At 70.3% G+C, this 18,940-nt stretch carries 15 protein-coding genes; 9 read left to right on the top strand and 6 right to left on the bottom strand.

The genetic code is table 11. The features are described from left to right. The first annotated feature begins 4 nt into the window (after window positions 1-4). From OCS65_RS02965 to OCS65_RS02945, 5 genes are all read left to right on the top strand, one after another. Window positions 5-1,510 (top strand): TerD family protein, encoded by a 1,506-nt coding sequence (locus OCS65_RS02965; protein ID WP_263508741.1) that lies wholly within the window; start codon window positions 5-7, stop codon window positions 1,508-1,510. 243 nt (window positions 1,511-1,753) lie between these two features. Continuing rightward, complete coding sequence (locus tag OCS65_RS02960; protein WP_263508739.1) at window positions 1,754-3,316, top strand: long-chain-fatty-acid--CoA ligase; 1,563 nt, start codon at window positions 1,754-1,756, stop codon at window positions 3,314-3,316. Beyond that, the gene (locus OCS65_RS02955) at window positions 3,313-4,371 is read left to right on the top strand and encodes an MBL fold metallo-hydrolase (protein WP_006941752.1); all 1,059 of its coding nucleotides are present in this window, start codon (window positions 3,313-3,315) and stop codon (window positions 4,369-4,371) included. The genes OCS65_RS02960 and OCS65_RS02955 overlap by 4 nt, the downstream gene beginning before the upstream one ends. Before the next feature lie 4 nt (window positions 4,372-4,375). Then, window positions 4,376-5,251 carry a LysR family transcriptional regulator gene (locus OCS65_RS02950; protein WP_006941753.1) on the top strand — a complete coding sequence of 292 codons (876 nt, stop codon included), beginning with the start codon at window positions 4,376-4,378 and terminating at the stop codon, window positions 5,249-5,251. A 4-nt stretch (window positions 5,252-5,255) separates the two neighbouring features. Beyond that, a complete protein-coding gene (locus OCS65_RS02945) occupies window positions 5,256-6,125 on the top strand; it encodes a LysR family transcriptional regulator (RefSeq protein ID WP_043799932.1) in 870 nt (289 codons plus the stop codon). Window positions 6,126-6,219: 94 nt separating this feature from the next. Here OCS65_RS02945 and OCS65_RS02940 read toward each other — a convergent pair whose 3' ends face one another. Together OCS65_RS02940 and fabG are read right to left on the bottom strand one after the other, a co-directional pair. Next, complete coding sequence (locus tag OCS65_RS02940) at window positions 6,220-7,428, bottom strand: acetyl-CoA C-acetyltransferase (RefSeq protein ID WP_263508736.1); 1,209 nt, start codon at window positions 7,426-7,428, stop codon at window positions 6,220-6,222. A gap of 52 nt (window positions 7,429-7,480) precedes the next feature. Beyond that, window positions 7,481-8,221: a 3-oxoacyl-ACP reductase FabG gene (fabG, locus tag OCS65_RS02935; RefSeq protein ID WP_006944004.1), complete on the bottom strand. Its 741-nt coding sequence runs from the start codon at window positions 8,219-8,221 to the stop codon at window positions 7,481-7,483. Window positions 8,222-8,428: 207 nt separating this feature from the next. On the opposite strand from fabG, the gene OCS65_RS02930 reads away from it, so the two are divergent. Beyond that, a complete protein-coding gene (locus OCS65_RS02930; RefSeq protein WP_263508734.1) occupies window positions 8,429-9,613 on the top strand; it encodes an acyl-CoA dehydrogenase family protein in 1,185 nt (394 codons plus the stop codon). A gap of 168 nt (window positions 9,614-9,781) precedes the next feature. On the opposite strand, the gene OCS65_RS02925 is transcribed toward OCS65_RS02930, so the two are convergent. The 4 genes from OCS65_RS02925 to OCS65_RS02910 all read right to left on the bottom strand — a co-directional run bounded on the left by OCS65_RS02925 (window position 9,782) and on the right by OCS65_RS02910 (window position 14,883). Beyond that, window positions 9,782-11,464, bottom strand: coding sequence for a class I adenylate-forming enzyme family protein (locus OCS65_RS02925; protein ID WP_050036474.1), 1,683 nt, complete (start codon window positions 11,462-11,464; stop codon window positions 9,782-9,784). Window positions 11,465-11,474: 10 nt separating this feature from the next. Then, window positions 11,475-12,239, bottom strand: a complete 765-nt coding sequence (locus OCS65_RS02920) for an SDR family NAD(P)-dependent oxidoreductase (protein ID WP_006944010.1) — start codon at window positions 12,237-12,239, stop codon at window positions 11,475-11,477. A gap of 37 nt (window positions 12,240-12,276) precedes the next feature. Further along, window positions 12,277-13,407 (bottom strand): thiolase family protein, encoded by a 1,131-nt coding sequence (locus OCS65_RS02915; protein ID WP_263508732.1) that lies wholly within the window; start codon window positions 13,405-13,407, stop codon window positions 12,277-12,279. Window positions 13,408-13,542: 135 nt separating this feature from the next. Beyond that, the gene (locus OCS65_RS02910) at window positions 13,543-14,883 is read right to left on the bottom strand and encodes an MFS transporter (protein WP_263508730.1); all 1,341 of its coding nucleotides are present in this window, start codon (window positions 14,881-14,883) and stop codon (window positions 13,543-13,545) included. A 316-nt stretch (window positions 14,884-15,199) separates the two neighbouring features. Between OCS65_RS02910 and OCS65_RS02905 the strand changes: the two genes are divergently transcribed. The 3 genes from OCS65_RS02905 to OCS65_RS02895 are packed head-to-tail and all read left to right on the top strand — an operon-like array spanning window position 15,200 to window position 18,847. Further along, complete coding sequence (locus OCS65_RS02905) at window positions 15,200-16,465, top strand: CoA transferase (RefSeq protein ID WP_006944023.1); 1,266 nt, start codon at window positions 15,200-15,202, stop codon at window positions 16,463-16,465. After that, entirely contained in the window at window positions 16,462-17,655 is a 1,194-nt protein-coding gene (locus OCS65_RS02900) for an acyl-CoA dehydrogenase family protein (protein WP_263508727.1), read from the top strand. Before OCS65_RS02905 ends, OCS65_RS02900 begins: the two co-directional genes overlap by 4 nt. 34 nt (window positions 17,656-17,689) lie before the next feature. Then, window positions 17,690-18,847 (top strand): acyl-CoA dehydrogenase family protein, encoded by a 1,158-nt coding sequence (locus tag OCS65_RS02895; RefSeq protein WP_263508724.1) that lies wholly within the window; start codon window positions 17,690-17,692, stop codon window positions 18,845-18,847. Window positions 18,848-18,940: the final 93 nt, after the last annotated feature.

Below are 18,940 nucleotides of genomic sequence, written 5' to 3'. Positions count from 1 at the left end.
CGCCGTGACGGGGAGATTCGCGGCGGGGCAGAACGCCCCGCTGACGGCGCGCCGGGTCCGCTTCACGGCGCGCGCGGCGGGGCCGCTGGACGTGTGCGCGCTGGTGGTCGACACGAACCTGCAGGTACGCACCTCCGCCGACGCCGTGTTCTACAACCAGCCCGCGGCGCCGGGCGTGGACCTGGCCGGCGACGCCGTCGTCGTGGATCTCGACCGGGTGTGCCCGCAGGCCGCCGCGGTGCTGTTGGCGGTCTCCTCGGACCGAGGGCCGGTGGGCGCGCTGTCCACCGACCTGACCGGGCCGCCCGGATCCGGGCCGGCGACGTTCGACGCGCCCGCCGGCGGTGCCGAGTCGGCGGTGATCTGCTGGGAGTTGTACCGCCGCGACGGCGGATGGAAGCTGCGGGCGGTGGGCCAGGGGTATGCCGGTGGACTCGCCGAACTGTTCCGCGCGCACGGAGTGGACGTCGACGACGAGCCGGCTCCGCCCTCGCCGGATACCCCGGCGACGGTGCCGGTCGAACCGGAGCAGGCGTGGGAGCGGACCTGGCAGATCTTCGAGGACGCATCCCGCTCTGCCGCCGCGTTCGTCTCCGCGCACGACTACGCACTGCACCGGCTCGACGAGGAACTGTCCGCAGCCGTCTCCGACCCGGCCCGCCGCACCGGACCGGCCGCCGACCAGGCTCGGGCCGAGGCGAATCGGCGATGCGACGAGCTGATCGCCGCGGCTCGCGCCCGGCACGCCGCCGACACCGCGTTGTTGACCGAGGAACTGCGCGCCGTCGGCGCGGCCCTGCCCGCGGCGATGGCCTCGTGGGACGCACCGGCGTGGCAGCGGCCGGGTCTCGGCGGAAACGGGCTGCGGATAGGCGAACTCGGGGCCCCGGATCGCGACTCGCCGACACTTCCGTTGTGCCTCCCGTTGCCGCTGCGGCGCCCGCTGTGGGTCGACGGGGACTCCGTCGCCGCCGCCCCGATCGTGTCGGCCCTCGTGGTGCGGCTCCTCGCGGCGCACCCGGCGGCGCGCCTCGACATCGTCGACACGGCCGGTGCGTTGTCCGCCCTCACCGATGTGGTGTCCTTCGCAGTGACGAGCCCGGTCGTCCGCGACGTCCCGGACATCGGACCCCGGCTGCACGACGTGGCGCACGCGGTCGATCTCGCCGCCCTGGCCGCGACCGCGGATCCGGGTGCCGAGCCACCGGCGCCACGGATCGTGGTGCTCGCGGGTATCCCGCACGGCTACACCCGTGACGATCTGATGCACGTCGTCCGGATCGTGGAGGCGTCTGCGACACAGCCGGTTTCGGTGATCATCGTCGGCGAGGACGACGGTGTGACGGACGAGCCGTTGCTGGATCTGCTCTCGCAGGAGGCTCAGCACCTACCGGTGGCGCCGGGCACCCACATGGCCGATCCGTGGACCGGCACCGACTGGCAGCTCACGTTGGACACTGCGCCGGACCTCGACGAGCTCCGCCGCGTCGTCGCTGCGCTCGGGCGCTGAGCCTCGGGCTGAGCCGAACATCCGCGCGCGGCCGTGCTCCTTGCGCGCGTCCGTCGGGGGCCGTACCCGCGCAGGAAGCACCTCTGCGCGCAAGGACAGTCGCGCGCCGCCGGTCCCGACATAGGCACTCGCTATCGGTCGCTGTGGATCTTGGACTTTGTTCCGCCGAGGCGCTGGTGATCGACTGATCGGGCACGGCGGCCCGACATCGAGGCGCTCGCCGAACGGAACGAGGAGTGGGATGTGAGCGGTCTGCACCTTCCGCAGCGGGTCCGGCAGCACGCGGCGGAACGGCCGGACGCACTTGCACTGACCTGCGGCGACACCACCGTCACCTTCGCCGAACTCGATCGGCGCACCAATCGGCTCGCGACCGCCCTGAGCGGTCTGGCCCGCCGCGGCGGTCGGATCGGAGCGCTCCTGCGCATGCGGCTCGAGGCCGCCGAGACGTTCGTCGCCTGCGGGAAAGCGGGGCTGGTGTTCGTCCCCCTGAACTGGCGGCTCACCCCGGCGGAGGCCGCCCGCATCGCCGAGGACGCGGAACTCGACGTGCTCGTCGTCGAATCCGGGTTCGCAGCGGCAGCCGAGGCGATCCGTGCCGCACTGCCCGGCCTGCCCGTCGTCCTCGTCGACACCGAGCCCGGCGACGACCTGCTGCCCGGGGCGTGGACGTGGGAACGGCTCACCGCCACCGGCGCCGACACCGATCCCGGCCTCGGCGACGACCCCGACACGACGCTGCTGCAGCTGTACACCTCCGGCACCACCGGCACGCCGAAGGGGGTGCTCATCACCCACCGCAACCTCCACAACGACGAGGAGGGACAGCGCATCTACCACTGGCGGCCCGACTCGGTGGCGCTGAACGCGATGCCGCTGTTCCACATCGCCGGGGCCGGATGGCTGAGCACCTGCCTTTCCGCCGGTGTGCACGCCGTCCTGCTCGGCGAGTTCCAGCCAAGCACCGTCGCGTCGCTCGTCGAACGCCATCGCATCACCCATGCGTTCCTGGTGCCCGCGACCGTCCAGATGCTGCTCGACCTGCCCGGCCTGGACAGGTTCGACCTGTCGAGCCTGCAGTTGATCTTCTACGGCGCCTCCCCCGTCACCCCGTCGATGCTGCGCCGAGCCGTGCACACCCTCGGATGCGGATTCGTCCAGCGCTACGGGATGACGGAGACGAGCGGCTCCGTCACCGCGTTGCGCGTCGAGGATCACGACCCGACCGGTCCCCGCTCCTACCTGCTGCGCTCGGCGGGCCGCCCCATGCCCGGTGTGGAGATCGCCATCCGCGACGTGGCGACCGGGGAGGACCTGCCGGTGGGAGGGTCCGGCGAGATCGTGTGCCGCTCCCGCCACAACACGTCCGGCTATTGGCGGCGCCCGGAGGAGACCGCGGCGCTGTTCACCCACGACGGATTCCTGCGCACCGGCGACGCCGGCCACCTCGACGAGGACGGCTACCTGTTCGTCACCGACCGGGTGAAGGACATGATCATCACCGGCGGGGAGAACGTCTACCCGATCGAGGTGGAGTCGGTGCTCGCCGAGCATCCCGCCGTCGCCGAGGTCGCCGTGGTCGGGGTCCCCGACCGCAAGTGGGGCGAGGCCGTCACCGCCGTCGTGCGGGTGGCCGACGGTGCCGCCGTGCCGGACGAGAGCGAACTGGTCGCGTTCACCACCAGCCGGCTCGCCTCCTACAAGAAGCCGCAGCGCATCCACTTCGTGAGCGAGCTGCCGCGCAACGCCAGCGGCAAGATCCTCAAGCGCACGTTGCGCGACACCCTCGCGGGGGAGGTGTCGTGACCGCGGTCGAGGTCGTCGGCGTCGTGCAGCAGGAGGCGTGGCGGCGCGGCGAGCTGCCACCGGTCGAGCAGGTCCGGCCCGGGCTGTGGTCGATTCCCGTGCCCATGCCGAAGAACCCGCTGCGCTACGTGCTGGTCTACGCGCTGGCCCTGCCCGACGGCCTGGCCCTGATCGACGTCGGCTGGGACTCGGAACAGTCGTGGCAGGCCCTGGTCGACGGAATCCGGCAGACCGGGCACGACATCACCGAGGTCCGGTTCGCGGCGATCACGCACCTGCACCCGGACCACTTCGGCCTGGCGCCGCGGCTGCGCGAGGTCAGCGGTGCCGCACTGGCGATGCACGCCGCCGACGCGTCGCTGCTCGGCCACCACACCGCCACGGATCGGGAAGGGTTCACCGCGGCCTGGGCCCGGCAGCTGGCCCGGCTCGGAGCCCCCGAAGAGGTCCGATCGGGCGAGGTCATGGAACTGGTCCGGTTCGGGCCGCGCGAGTCGCTCGACGTCGTGCTCGACGACGGCACCCCCCTGGATCTGCCGGGCTGGGACCTGCACGCCGTGTGGACGCCCGGCCACACCCCCGGCCACCTGTGCTTCGTCGATCGCACCCACGAGCTGGTGTTCAGCGGCGACCACATGCTCCCCCGCATCAGTCCCAACATCTCCACCGTCCCGGGCGAACTGCCGAATCCGTTGCACCGCTACCTGCTGTCGCTGCACGCCACCACGAGCCTGCCCGACGGCGAGGTCTTCCCCGCCCACGAATACCGCTTCCGCGGTGTCGCTTCCCGCGCGCAGGCGCTGCTCGGCCACCACGAGGAACGGCTGGCCGAGATCGCCGAGGCCGTGTCCCGGCATCCCGGTTCCACGGCGTGGGAGGTCGCCACGCGGATCTCGTGGTCCCGTCCGTTCGAGACGATGTCGCCGCGTCTGTGCCGGCTCGCGGTGCGGGAGACCGACGCCCACCTGTTGGTTCTCGCCGACCGGGACGTGGTCACCGGGTGCGGTACCGACCCGGACCGCTGGATGCCGGCAACCGCCGTCCCCGTACGATGAGCCGGTGGACCTTCACCTCATCACCTATTTCGTCGCGGTCGTCGACCGGGGTGGGATCACGAAGGCCGCCCAGTCCCTCTACATTTCGCAGCCGTCGCTGTCGCAGGCCATCCGCACACTCGAACGTCGGCTCGGCACAACCCTGTTCGACCGGACCGGGCGCCGGCTCACGCTCACCGAGGACGGCCGCCGGCTCGACGTAGCGGCGCGCCGCATCCTCGCCGACGTCGAGCGGGCGAAGGCGAAGGTCGCCGCGGTACGCGAACTCGCCTCGGGCCGCGTCGACGTGGTGACGTACTCGTCGTTCTCGTTCGACCCGATGATCGAGCTCGCCCGCCGCTTCCGTGACCGCTACCCGCACATCCTGGTGCGGATCGTCGACACGGACGGTCCCGCCGGGGTGCACACCGCGCTGCGCCGCGGCGAGGCAGAGATCGGCGTGACCGACCTGTCGGTCGAGCACGCGGGCATGATCACCGTGCCGCTGTTCGAGCAGGAACTCGTGCTCGCCCTCCACCACGACCTCGCGGCCGACCTGCCGGACCCGATCCCGCGCACCCGTGTGCGGGACGTACCCCTCGTCGTCGATCTCGGCGACCGCACCAACGCCGCGAAGGCGGGCGGGCTGCTCGCCGAGAACGCCGCCAATGTCGTCGTCGACTGCGCCCACCCGGCGGCGACGTGGGAACTGGTGTGCCTGGGCACCGGCGCAACGGTGGTGCCCAGGCCGGTGGCCGAACAGCAGATGCCCACGGTGACGGTGCGGCCGCTGGAGCCGCCACTGACCCGGCCCGTCGGACTCGTGCTGCGGGCGGGCGAGCCGTCGCCGGCCGCGGCGGCGTTCCTCGACGTCGCCTCGACACTGCGGCAGGGAGTGTAGGACTGTGGATTTCCGGCAGGTGGAGTACTTCCTCGCGGTCGTCGAGAACAACGGCATCAACGGGGCCGCGACCGCGCTCGGCGTCGCGCAGCCGACGGTGTCGCAGGCCCTGCGCAGCCTCGAACGCGAGCTCGGCGTCGAGCTGTTCCACCGCATCGGTCGCGGCATGGTTCTCACCGCGGCGGGCCGCAGCCTCATCGGCCCGAGCCGGCAGATCCTGCGTGACGTGACCGCGGTCGAGGAGCTGCTCGCCACGTCGGACGGCGCGGTGGCGGGCCGGCTCGACATCATGGCCTTCCCGGCACTGTCCGCTGGCCCGCTGGTGGAGCTGATCGCGCGGTTCCGCCGCGAATATCCCAAGGTCGCGGTGCGGTTCTCGGCCCTGCAGGACGAGGAGCTGGTCGCGTCGCTGATCCGCGACGGTCACTGCGAGTTCGTCGTTGCGCACCTGCCGCTCGAGGGCGGCGACGGACTCGAGGTGATCGAGCTGGGCGAGCAGGAGTGGTGGCTGGCGTATCCGCCGGGATCCGAGCTGCCGGAGGGCCCGATCCACCTGTCCGAGCTGCCGGACATCCCCATGGTGTTCGCGCCGACCGGTGGGTCGATGGTCGATGCGGTGGAGTCGGCGCTGCGCGCGGCCGGTGCCCGTCCGGAGATCTCCGTCCTGGTCGGCCAGCGCGAAGTCCGGCTGCCGATGGTGGCAGCCGGACTCGGCGGGTCGATCGTGGATCGGGTGCCGGCAGAGGCCGCCGGGGACCGGCTCGTGGTGCGCGCATGCGAGCCGCGGCTGGTGGGCACGTACGGGCTCGCGTTCGATCCGGCGACCCTGTCTGCGGTGGGTCAGGCGTTCGTCGACCTGGTACGGCGGCGCTGACGCACCATGGCGGTGCCGCGCCATGGCGCTGACGCGCCGGTGCGTCCTTTGAGTTGCTCCTACAGCCCAAAGGACGCACCGGCCGCGAAGCGGCCTACACCCTCTCGAACACCGCGGCCAGACCCTGACCGCCGCCGATGCACATCGTCTCGAGGCCGTAACGGCCGTCGCGGCGGTGCAGTTCCCGGGCGAGCGTCGCCAGCATGCGGCCGCCGGTCGCGCCGACCGGGTGGCCCAGCGAGATGCCGGACCCGTGGACGTTGGTGCGCTCGAAATCGGCTGCGCCGAACTTCCATTCGCGGGTCACCGCGAGTGCCTGCGCCGCGAAGGCCTCGTTGAGTTCGATCACGTCGACGTCGGCGAGCGTGATGCCGGCCTTGGCGAGGGCCTTCTCCGTGGCCGGAACCGGGCCGATGCCCATGATCTTCGGAGCCACACCGGCCAGGCCCCAGGACACGACCCGCACGAGCGGGGTCAGGCCCAGCTCCGCGGCGCGCTCGGGGGTGGTGACGAGGCACATGGACGCGGCGTCGTTCTGGCCGCTGGCGTTACCGGCGGTGACCGTGGCCTCGGGATCCTGCTTGCCCATGATCGGCTTCAGCTTCGCCAGCGACTCGACGGTGACGTCCGGGCGGGGATGCTCGTCGGTGTCGATGACGTCGTCACCGGAGCGGGTCGTGACGGTGACCGGGACGATCTCCTCGGCGAGGATGCCGTTCTTCTGCGCGGCGACGGCGCGGGCGTGCGAGGACACCGCGAGCTCGTCCTGTTCGAGCCGGCTGATGCCGTAGTCGCGGCGCAGGTTCTCGGCGGTCTCGATCATGCCGCCGGGCACCGGGTAGAAGCGGCCGCCGGCGGTGGCCCGGGCACGCACGAGGCTGTCGTGCATCTGCACGCCGGTGCGGGCGCCGCCCCAGCGCATGTCGACGGAGTAGAACGAGGCGTTGCTCATCGACTCGGCACCGCCGGCGACGACGACCTCGTTGTCGCCGTTGCCCACCTGGAGCGCAGCCTGGATGACGGCCTGCAGGCCGGAGCCGCAGCGACGGTCGATGTGCATGCCGGGCACCGTGATCGGCAGGCCCGCGTCGAGCGCGACGACGCGGCCGATGGCGGGGGCCTCGCTGTTGCCGTTGCAGTGGCCGAGAATGACGTCCTCGATCGCGTCGGGGGCGATTCCGGTGCGGTCGAGGAGACCCTTCAGTGCGGCGACACCGAGGTCGACGGCGGTGAGGGACTTGAACATTCCGCCGTAGCGGCCGATGGGAGTGCGGACGGGCTCGCAGATGGCTACTTCGCGCATGACGACCTTCGGGAGAGGAGAGTGATTGTGAAAGAGACCGTGAGACAGGGACTCACATGAATCGGCCGCCGGTGACCTCGAGTACCGTGCCGGTCATGTACGAGGACATGTCGGACGCGAGGAAGAGGGCCACGGACGCGATCTCGGACACCTCGCCGGGCCGGCCCATGGGGATCTCGCTCATCTTCTGATCCCAGGCCTTCTGCGGCATCGCCTCGGTCATCGCGGAACGGATCAGGCCCGGCTGGATCGCGTTGACCCGCACGCCGTGGTGCGCCATCTCCTTCGCGGCCGCCTTGGTGAGGCCGACGATGCCCGCCTTCGCGGCCGAGTAGTTGGTCTGGCCGACCATGCCGACCTTGCCGGAGAGCGAGGAGATGTTGACGATGGCGCCACGCTTGGAATCGCGCATGATCGCCGACGCCTTGCGGGTGCCGTGCCAGGTGCCCTTGAGATGGACGGCGATCACCAGGTCGAAGTCCTCCTCGGTCATGGTGCGCATCGTCGCGTCGCGGGTGATGCCGGCGTTGTTGACGACGACGTCGAGCGAGCCGAACCCGTCGACGGCCTCGGCGAGGAGCGTGTCCCACTCCTCCGCGTTCACCACATTGCACCGCACCGCCCGGGCCACCTCGCGGCCACCGAGCTTCTCGGCGGCGGCCGTCGCGGCATCGAGGTCGAGGTCGCCGAGGACGACCCGGGCGCCGGCGTCGACGAACTCCTGTGCGATCGCGAAACCGATGCCCTGAGCGCCTCCGGTGATGACGGCGGTTCGGTTCTCCAGCAGTGACATGAGGTTCCTTTCGCACGAGCCCACCCGGTCCGGGGACGGTGGGAAGGCACCGATGAATCGAGGACGCGGGCGACGCCCGTCGGCTGATGCTCCGAATATACCGAGAGGACCGGTGATTCGACCCCGCCCCATTCATCGACAGTGCCTATGTGGCGATGGGGTGATTCGTATTGGACACCCGCCGCCCCGGAAACCGATGGTGGATTCATGACAACCTCGACTGCGACGCCGGCTGCCCAGGTCGACGACGACGACTTCCAGGAAATCCTCGCCCAGACCCGCGCGTTCGTGCGCGGCGTGGTGGTGCCGCGCGAGCAGGAGATCGCCGACACCAACGCGATTCCGGACGACATCCGCACCGCCGCCAAGGAGATGGGCCTGTTCGGGTACGCCATCCCGCAGGAGTGGGGTGGGCTGGGCCTGAACCTGGCGCAGGACGCCGAGCTGGCGATGGAGCTGGGCTACACCACGCTGTCGCTGCGGTCGATGTTCGGCACCAACAACGGCATCGCCGGGCAGGTCCTCGTCGGGTTCGGCACCGACGAGCAGAAGGCGCAGTGGCTCGAGAAGATCGCCTCCGGCGAGGTCGTCGCGTCGTTCGCGCTGACCGAGCCCGGCGCCGGCTCGAACCCGGCCGGGCTGCGCACCAAGGCGGTGCGCGACGGCGACGACTGGATCATCACCGGCGAGAAGCGGTTCATCACCAACGCCCCGCTCGCGGACCTGTTCGTCGTCTTCGCCCGCACCCGCCCCGCCGACGAGAACGGCACCGGCATCGCGGTGTTCCTGGTCCCGGCCGACACCGCGGGGGTGCAGGTCGGCGCCAAGGACCGCAAGATGGGCCAGGAGGGGTCCTGGACGGCGGACGTGCACTTCACCGACGTGCGGGTGCCGGCCGCGGCGCTGGTCGGCGGCAGCGAGGACGTCGGCTACAAGGCCGCGATGACCTCCCTGGCCCGCGGGCGGGTGCACATCGCGGCGCTGTCGGTGGGGCAGGCGCAGCGCGCGCTGGACGAGTCGGTGGCGTACGCGGCGACCGCGACGCAGGGCGGCACCGCGATCGGCAACTTCCAGCTGGTGCAGGCGATGCTCGCCGATCAGCAGACCGGGGTGATGGCCGGGCGGGCGCTGGTGCGCGACGCGGCGCGGGCGTGGGTGGAGGGCACCGACCGGCGGATCGCGCCGTCGGTGGCGAAGCTGTTCTGCACCGAGATGGTCGGCAAGGTCGCCGACCTGGCGGTGCAGATCCACGGCGGCACCGGGTACATGCGGGAGGTGCCGGTCGAGCGGATCTACCGGGACGTGCGGCTGCTGCGCCTGTACGAGGGCACCAGCGAGATCCAGCGTCTGATCATCGGCGGCGGACTGGTCAAGCAGGCCCAGCGCGGCTGACCCCGGAACGCGACGAGGGGCGGTGCCTGTCGAAGGCACCGCCCCTTTTCGTCTGTTCGTCCGAGCGAATGTATCGCTCACCTCATCAGACCGACAGCATGGTCCATTCGCTCGGCGACGCGGCGACACGGCGACAGCCGGGCACCGTCGCGGTACCCGGCTGCCGGTTCAGCGTGAGGCCGCGGCCTGCTCGATCCGGGCCCGCAGATCCGTCTTGAGCACCTTGCCCGCCGCGGAGGTGGGCAGCGCGTCCACGAGCACGACCTCGCGAATCTTCTTGTAGGGCAGGACCTGCTCGGCAACGAATGCCATCAGCTCGGCAGGGTCGGGCTGCGCGCCCGGCACCGGCACCACGAAGGCGACCGGTTCCTGCCCGACGTTGCCGGCCTCGCGGCCGACCACCGCCGCCGTCGACACCGCAGGATGGGACACCAGGATCTCCTCGAGCTCACGCGGATACACGTTGTAGCCCTTGTAGATCAGCATGTCCTTGGCGCGGTCGCAGATATAGACGTAGCCGTCGGCGTCGCGGTAGGCGATGTCGCCGGTGTCGAGCCAGCCGTCCACGTACTGCTGGGCCGTGATCTCGGGATGGCCGAGGTAGCCGTCGGTCACCTGAGGTCCACGGACCCACAGTTCGCCGCGCTCGCCCTCGCCGAGGACGACGCTCGGATCGTCCTGGACCCGGATCTCGATCTCGGTGTCGAAGACGGGCAGGCCCACACTGCCGAGACGATAGGTGGACCCGATGATCAGCGGCATGGCGGTGACCACACACGTGCCCTCGGTCAGGCCGTAGCCCTCGGCCACGCGGGCGTTCGGGAACGCCGCACCGAGCGCCTCGAGCGTGACGTGGTCGATCGGCGCCGCCCCCGACGACACGACCCGCACCGACGTGGTGTCACGGCGGGCGACGTCGGGGTGGGTGGCCAGCGCATGCCACATGGCCGGGCTGCCGGTGATGTAGCTGGCGCGGTGCCGCTCCACGAGCTCGAGCATGCGGGCGGGGTCGAAGCGGCCCGCGAGCACCTGGGTGAGGCCGCACAGCAGCAGGAACGACGTGTTGATCAGCGCGTGGGCATGGAACAGGGGCGACACGACGACGGTGGCGCCCTCGCCGGGGATCACCCCGTGCACATCGAGACCCTCGATCGGGCGCAGCGCGACCAGCCCGTCGCCGGTGGTGACGACCTGGTGGGCGGCCCGCCACCCGCACATCTGGGTCACGTTGGCGACCACGTTGCGGTGCAGCACGCGCACGCCCTTGGAGATGCCGGTGGTACCGCCGGTGAAGGCCAGGTGCGCGACGTCCGTTCCGGCGACCTCCGCCGGCGTGAACGCCGTGGGCTGCCCGGCGAGGAACTCGTCGTACCGCACGACGGCCGCGGAGGTGGGGGCCACCTCCACCGGCTCGTCGGAGACCACCACGATCGTCGCGGCCGTGGTGCCCGCCGCGGCGCCGAGGAGGACACCGAGCTGCTGCGGCTGGGTCACCGCCGCCACGGCGCCCGTCTCCTCGATCTGCTTGCGCAGGCCCGGTTCCGGTTGCAGCGGGTTGACCAGCGTCACGGTGGCGCCGGCCCGCAGCGCACCGTAGTAGGCCACGATGAACTCGATGCAGTTGCCCACGTGCAGCAGCACCACGTCGCGCGGGGCGACACCGGCTCCCTGCAGGGCGGAGGCGAACTGCGCGGAGCGCTCGTCGAGCTCGCGGTACGTGCACACCCGTTCCCCGTCGACGATCGCCGGGCGGTCGCCGTAGAGGGCGGCCATGCTCGGCGCCCACACGCCCATCGTCACGTCCGGGTAGGACAGCGACATCGTCGACGGATCCGGCAGGTTCATGGTCATCCGTCCCACCTCAGCGCGGGGCCATGCGGATGGCACCGTCGAGACGGATGGTCTCACCGTTGAGGTAGCCGTTCTCGAGGATGTTGGTGGCCAGCCGGCCGAACTCGTCGGGGCGGCCCAGGCGCGCCGGGTTCGGCACGGTCTTCTCGAGCGAGGCACGCACATCGTCGCGCAGGCGCGCGAGCAGCGGGGTGTCCATGATGCCCGGCGCGATGGTGTTGACGCGGATGTTCTTGCTGGCCAGGTCGCGGGCGGCGACGACGGTCATGCCGACGATGCCGGCCTTGGACGCCGAGTAGTTGATCTGGCCGATCTGCCCCTCGAAGGCGGCGACCGACGCGGTCATGACGATGGCGCCACGCTCGCCGTCGACCGGCTCGAGCGCGGCCATGCGCTCGGCACCGAGACGCAGCGCGTTGAACGAGCCGATCAGGTTCAGCCGGATCACGAACTCGAAGTCCTCGAGCGAACCGGCCTTGCCCTCCTTGTCGAGGACGCGCATCTTCCGGCCGGCGCCGGCGCAGTGCACGAGTCCGCGCAGGCCGCCGCGCTCGTGCGCGACGTCGAGGGCGGCGGCGAACTGCTCGGCGTCGGTGACGTCGGCGGCGGCGAAGGCCGCGCCGTCACCGAGGGAACTCGCGACGTCGGCACCCGGCGAGCCCGGCAGGTCGATGAGGGTGACGGTGCCGCCGGCGTCGAGGACGCGGCGGGCGGTGGCCAGGCCGAGACCGGAGGCGCCGCCGGTGATCGCGACGGAAAGACCCTTCAGTTCCATATCTTTCGTTCCTTTTCGTGAAATGCGAAGCGGGGTGTCAGAGCAGTTCGAGGATGGTGGCGTTCGCCATGCCGCCGGCCTCGCACATCGACTGCAAGCCGTAACGGATGCCGTTGTCGCGCATGTGGTGCACGAGACGGGTCATGAGGATCGCGCCGGAGCCGCCGAGCGGGTGGCCGACGCCGATGGCGCCACCGAGGGGGTTGAGCCGGTCCATCGCGGCGCCGGTCTCGATCTGCCACGCGAGCGGCACCGGGGCGAACGCCTCGTTGATCTCGAAGGCGCCGATCTCGTCGATGGACAGGCCCGACCGCTTCAGCGCCTTCTCGGTGGCCGTGATGGGACCGGTGAGCATGATGACCGGATCGTCGGCGGCGACGACGGCGGTGTGGATGCGGGCCATCGGGGTCCAGCCCTGCGCCGCGGCGTACTCGCTCGTGGTGATCAGCAGGGCACCGGCGCCGTCGGAGATCTGCGAGGAGTTGCCGGCGTGGATCACGCCGTCCTCCTTGAACACGGTCTTCAGCTTGGCCAGGGACTCGAGGCTGCCCCCGCGGCGGATGCCCTCGTCGGCGCTCAGGCCGGCGATCGGGGCGAGTTGCCCGGCGAAGGCGCCGGCGTCGGTCGCGGCCGCGGACAGCTCGTGCGAGCGCAGCGAGTACTCGTCGAGCGCGGTGCGGGACAGGCCCCACTTCTCGGCCATCATCTCCGCGCCGGTGCCCTGGCTGAAGCCCTCGACACCGAACCGCTCGAGAACCTCGGCCGGGAAGTGCTCACCGTTCTTGCTCGCGCTGCCCATCGGGACGCGGCTCATCGACTCCACGCCACCGGCGACGACCACGTCGCTCTGACCGGAGATCACGGTAGCCGCGGCGAACGAGACGGCCTGCTGGCTCGACCCGCAGGCGCGGTTCACGGTGGTGGCCGGAACCGTCTCGGGCCAGCCGGCGGCGAACACGGCACTGCGTGAGACGATTCCGGCCTGCTCGCCGACCTGGCTCACGCAACCCCACACGACATCCTCGACCGACGCGGGATCGAGCCCGGTGCGGTCGGCGAGGGCCCCGAGCACGTGTGCCGACAGGTTGGCGGGATGGATCTCGGACAGGGCACCGCCACGGCGCCCGATCGGAGTACGGACGGCATCGACGATCACGGCATCGCGCATGGGGATTCCTTACTGCAGTAGAAGAGCGAGGAGCGGAGACGACGACCGGCCGGGTGGTGGTCCTCGATATCGAGTCGATCACGCACCCGGCCGGTGGGGAAAGGACATTCGGTGGATGACTCCGTTAGGCGGAAGCTATGCCTTCGCGGTGGCGTCCGACTCGCCCCGGATGACGGCGCGGTCGCGCTCCGGGTTCGCGAAGATCAGGACGAGGATCGCCGCGACGATGCCGAGTGCACCGATGACCTGGAAGGCGGTCGCGTAGCCCTCGGCCGGGGTGGCCGCGTTGTCGACGAGCACGCCGGTGCCGTAGGGGGCGACCAGGCCGCCGACCGCCATCAGTGCGAGGAACACGCCCATCGTGCCTGCGGTCTGCTGCGGCGGGCACAGCTCCGAGATGGCGGCGTTGATCAGGGGGAAGACGATCGCGCCGAAGCCGTAGCCGATGGACACGGCCGCGACGGCGAGGCCGGGGGTGCCGATGCTGGGCAGGAAGACCAGGACCGAACCGCAGACGAGGACGCCGATGCCGGGAACGATGATCCGCACGACCCGGGAGCGGTAGCCGCGCTGGGCGAGCCGGTCGGTGACCGAACCGGAGGTGACCATGAGGACGAGACCGACGATCGACGGCAGGGCGAACATCGAACCGGCCTGCAGGGCGCTGTAGCCGAGGCCCACCTCGAAGTAGGAGGGCAGCCAGGTCAGCACGACGGTGGTGAGCGCGTAGACGACCATGATCAGGACGACGCAGCTGATGAACGTGCGGGTGAGGAAGATCTTCTTCCACGGCACCGACGGTTCGGTGGATGCGGTGCCGGTCCCCTTCTTCACGGCCGTCGCGGTGAACGGGCCTTCCTTCCAGCCGGTCAGCCACGAGGCCATCCACACGGCGCCGAGGATCGACAGGGAGACCAGGGCGGCCCGCCAGCCCCACTCGACCGTGATGTAGGCGAGGACCGGGGCGAGGGCGATCTTGGCGACCGACGCCGAGCCGGCGAGGAAGGCGCCGGGCAGGCCGCGCTTGGCCGGGGGATGCCAGGAGTACGCGGCGGTGTGCATGAGCGCCGAACTGGGGCCTTCGGCCAGGCCGAGCAGCATGCGGGTGACGATCAGCATCACCAGGCTCGCCGAGACGACCAGCGGCAGCATGACCACCGACCACATCGCGCCCAGCGCGAGTAGCGCCCACCGCAGGGTGAGGTACTTGTTGAGCGGGCCGGCCAGGAAGCCGCCGAGTGTGAAGGTCACGAAGAACAGGGATCCGACGAGGCCGATCTGGGAAGAGGACAGTCCCAGCTCGCGAGCCAGCGGCTGCGCGATGATGCCCAGCACCGCCTTGTCGGCGTAGTTGACGACGTACAGGAAGATCACGAGGCCGGTCATGCCCCATGCCTGCTTGCCGCTGACGAGTGGTGTCGCCCCCTTCGGCGGGGCGCCGTGCGCTGCGTCGTGCGAGATTTCGCCAGTGGTCACCGGAGTGTCCCCTTAATGGCTCGAAGGGATATATCGATCGGGACGGTGCGTCGGCGATCGAAGGAGATGCACCGATCAGGCGCTCGGGATCCATTCAACGTGGTCTAGGTCACTGAGGCAATGTCCCGTCGACGAATCGATCGATCGTCGAAACCTATGGACTTCCGGCCCTCCAATGCGAGGGCCATTGATCGGCGCTAACCGACCTATAGCCGAACGGTGTTGGCCCTGTGGCCCGGCGGTGCTGCATATTTGCTCGGACAGCTTCGCCGGCGCGCCCTGGGCTCCGGCGTCCGCCCGGATGAGGACAGGCGATATGAACTCCACTGCTTCCATCGACGAGCTTCCCTCGTCCACCGCGCCCCTGGCCGGTGTGCGGGTCATCGAGGTCTCGAGTTTCATCGCAGCCCCACTGTGCGGCATGACGCTCGCGCAGCTCGGCGCCGAGGTCGTCCGCGTCGACCCGATCGGCGGCGCTGCCGACTACCACCGGTGGCCCGTCACCGAGGACGGCGAGTCCATCTACTGGGCGGGCCTGAACAAGGGCAAGCGCTCCCTCGCGGCAGATTTCCGGGACCCGAACGCGCACAAGCTGATCCGGGACCTCATCACCGACGCCGGGGTGCTCGTCACCAACGCCGCGGGACGCGACTGGCTCGACTACGACGAGCTCGCCACGATCCGCCCCGATCTGATCCACGTGCAGGTCCTGGGCCGCGCGGACGGCGGTTCCGCCGTCGACTACACCGTCAACGCCGCCGCGGGCTTCCCGCTCGCCACCGGCCCCGTCGGCCACGCCGGACCGGTCAATCACCTGTTGCCGGCGTGGGACGTCGCATGCGGTCTCTACGCCGCGCTCTCGGTCGCGTCCGCGGTGCACCGCCGCGAGGTCACGGGTGCAGGCGCGAAGATCGTGCTCCCCCTCGAAGACGTCGCCCTCGCCACCGTCGGCAACCTCGGCTACCTCGCCGAGGCCCAGCTCGGCGGGCCCGACCGCGACCGGATCGGCAACGCCGTCTACGGCACCTACGGTCGCGATTTCACCACCTCCGACGGCGCGTCCTTCATGGTCGTCGCGCTGACCCCGCGCCACTTCCGCGACCTGACCGAACTGACCGGCACGACGGCCGCGGTCGACGCGCTCGAAGCCGCCCTCGGCGCCGACTTCCGCGACGAGGGCGCCCGCTACCGCCACCGCGAGGTACTCGACGCGTTGTTCGCCGTGTGGTTCCGCGAGCACACCGCCGCCGAGGTGGAGACCGCCCTGTCGGGCACCTCGATCCTGCACGAGCGGTACCGCACCTTCGCCGAGATCGCGAAAGACCCTCGCGTCACCGCCAATCCGATGTTCCAGTACGTCGAGCAGCCCCGCGTCGGCGGGCACCTGGCCCCCAGCCTGCCGATGTCGTTCGACGGCCTCCACCCCGCACCCCGGCCGGCGCCGGCCAACGGCGACGACACCGCCGCCGTCCTCAGCGAACACCTCGGCCTGACGCCCGAGGAGATCGATCGTCTCGCCACCGACGGGACCGTCGGTGTCCCCGCCGGCACCCTCCCCGCCCTCGAGAAGGACTTCGCATGACCCGTCTCGCCCAGACCCTCGGCCTCACCGAGTTCCAGACCGAGATCCTCGCCACCGTCCGGCAGTTCGTCGACCGGGAGATCATCCCGAACGCGCAGGAACTCGAGCACTCGGACACCTACCCGCAGGCCATCGTCGATCAGATGCGGGAGATGGGCCTGTTCGGGCTGATGATCCCCGAGGAGTACGGCGGGCTCGGCGAGTCGCTGCTCACCTATGCCCTGTGCGTCGAGGAACTCGCCCGCGGCTGGATGAGCGTGTCCGGCGTGATCAACACCCACTTCATCGTCGCCTACATGCTGCGCCAGCACGGCACCGACGAGCAGAAGAACTACTACCTGCCGAAGATGGCGACCGGCGAGACCCGCGGCGCCTTCTCTATGTCCGAGCCGGAACTGGGCTCGGACGTCGCCGCGATCCGCACGAAGGCCAAGCGTGACGCCGACGGCGACTACGTGATCAACGGCCAGAAGATGTGGCTGACCAACGGCGGCAGCTCGACCCTCGTGGCCGCGCTGGTGCGCACCGAGGAGGGTGCCGCCAAGCCCCACGAGAATCTCACCACGTTCCTCGTGGAGAAGCCCGCCGGCTTCGGCGAGGTCGTCCCCGGCGTCACCATCCCCGGCAAGATCGACAAGATGGGCTACAAGGGGATCGACACCACCGAGCTGATCTTCGACAACTACCGCGCCAAGGCGACCGATGTCCTCGGTGGCACTCCCGGCCGCGGCTTCTACCAGATGATGGACGGCGTCGAGGTCGGCCGCGTGAACGTCTCCGCCCGCGCCTGCGGCGTCGCCATCCGCGCGTTCGAACTCGCCGCCCGGTACGCGCAGCAGCGCACCACCTTCGGCAAGCCCATCGCGCAGCACCAGGCGATCTCCTTCTCCCTCGCGGAGATGGCGACGAAGGTCGAGGCCGCTCATCTGATGATGGTCAACGCCGCGCGGCTGAAGGACTCCGGCGAGCGCAACGACGTCGCCGCCGGCATGGCGAAATACCTCACCAGCGAGTACTGCTCGGAGATCACCCAGGCCAGCTTCCGCATCCACGGCGGCTACGGCTATTCCAAGGAGTACGAGATCGAGCGGCTCATGCGCGAGGCGCCGTTCCTGCTCATCGGCGAGGGCACCAGCGAGATCCAGAAGACGATCATCAGCAAGGGCGTACTGCGCAGCTACGCACTCTGATCCGCATCGACCCCATTCGAAGGAGAACCTTTCCGTGCAGCGAACCGTGTTCAACGAGGACCACGAGGCCTTCCGCAAGCTCGTCCGCGACTTCATCGCCAAGGAGGTCGCGCCGGTCCACCACGACTGGGAGGTCGAGGGGCATCCGCCGCGCGACTTCTACCGCCGTCTCGGTGAGCTCGGCGTGCTCGGCATCCAGGTGCCCGAGGAGTTCGGCGGGGGCGGCGAGAAGTCCATCAAGTTCAACGCCGTCGTCGCCGAGGAGACGGCCGCCGCGGGCGTGTCCTTCGGCAGCTACTCGGTGCATTCCAACCTGATCCTGCCGTACCTGCTCGAGTACGCTTCCGAGGAGCAGAAGCAGCGCTGGCTGCCCGGATTCGCCTCGGGTGACCTGATGTTCGCGATCGCGATGACCGAGCCCGGCACCGGGTCGGACCTGGCGAACATCTCGACGACGGCGAAGCTGTCGGCCGACGGCAGCCACTACGTCGTCAACGGCGCGAAGACCTTCATCACCGGTGGTGCGCTCGCCGACCGCATCCTCGTGGTGTGCCGCACGGCGCCCGCCACGCCGGAGGACCGCCGCGCGGGGCTGAGCATTCTCGTCGTCGACACCACCTCCGAGGGCTTTGCCGTGGGCCGCAAGATCGAGAAGATCGGCCTCAAGGCGTCCGACACCGCCGAGCTGTCCTTCACCGACGTGAAGGTGCCCGTGACGGATCGGCTCGGCGAGGAGGGATCCGGATTCTCGTACCTGACGCACAATCTCGCGCAGGAGCGGCTGACCATCGCATTCGGCGCATCGGCGTCCTCGGCCGCGGCGCTCTCGCACGCGATCGCGTACGTCAAGGACCGCAAGGTGTTCGGCAAGCCGGTCGCGTCGTTCCAGAACACCAAGTTCGTCCTCGCCGAGTGCGCCACCGAGGTCGAGGCGATCCGGCTCATGGTCGACCGTGCCCTCGACCTGCACGACGCGGGCGAGCTGACGGTCGCGGACGCGGCGAAGGCCAAGCTGTTCTGCACCGAGTCCGCCGGCCGGGTCATCGACAAGTGCCTGCAGCTGCACGGCGGCTACGGCTACATCACCGAGTACCCGATCGCGCGGCTCTACGCCGACACCCGCGTCAGCCGCATCTACGGCGGCACCAGCGAGGTCATGAAGACGATCATCGCCAAGGATCTCGGGCTCTGACCTCCGCCCGCACAGGATCCGTGCGGAGAACCGGAATCCGCCCACGCCACGGCGTGGGCGGATTCCGGTACTGCGAGCGAATTCGGTTGCGCT

This window comes from Rhodococcus aetherivorans (assembly GCF_025722975.1).
GTDB classification, from domain to species: domain Bacteria; phylum Actinomycetota; class Actinomycetes; order Mycobacteriales; family Mycobacteriaceae; genus Rhodococcus; species Rhodococcus aetherivorans.
The sequence above is the reverse complement of the archived record's forward strand: the minus strand, read 5'-3'. Positions and strand labels throughout refer to the sequence as shown.

Bases quoted from the DNA above. Each gene is read 5' to 3' on its own strand.
- OCS65_RS02930 (WP_263508734.1), top strand. From the start codon at position 8,429: ATGACAACCTCGACTGCGACGCCGGCTGCCCAGGTCGACGACGACGAC.
- OCS65_RS02900 (WP_263508727.1), top strand. From the start codon at position 16,462: ATGACCCGTCTCGCCCAGACCCTCGGCCTCACCGAGTTCCAGACCGAG.
- fabG (WP_006944004.1), bottom strand. From the start codon at position 8,221: ATGTCACTGCTGGAGAACCGAACCGCCGTCATCACCGGAGGCGCTCAG.
- OCS65_RS02905 (WP_006944023.1), top strand. From the start codon at position 15,200: ATGAACTCCACTGCTTCCATCGACGAGCTTCCCTCGTCCACCGCGCCC.
- OCS65_RS02940 (WP_263508736.1), bottom strand. From the start codon at position 7,428: ATGCGCGAAGTAGCCATCTGCGAGCCCGTCCGCACTCCCATCGGCCGC.
- OCS65_RS02920 (WP_006944010.1), bottom strand. From the start codon at position 12,239: ATGGAACTGAAGGGTCTTTCCGTCGCGATCACCGGCGGCGCCTCCGGT.
- OCS65_RS02925 (WP_050036474.1), bottom strand. From the start codon at position 11,464: ATGACCATGAACCTGCCGGATCCGTCGACGATGTCGCTGTCCTACCCG.
- OCS65_RS02915 (WP_263508732.1), bottom strand. From the start codon at position 13,407: ATGCGCGATGCCGTGATCGTCGATGCCGTCCGTACTCCGATCGGGCGC.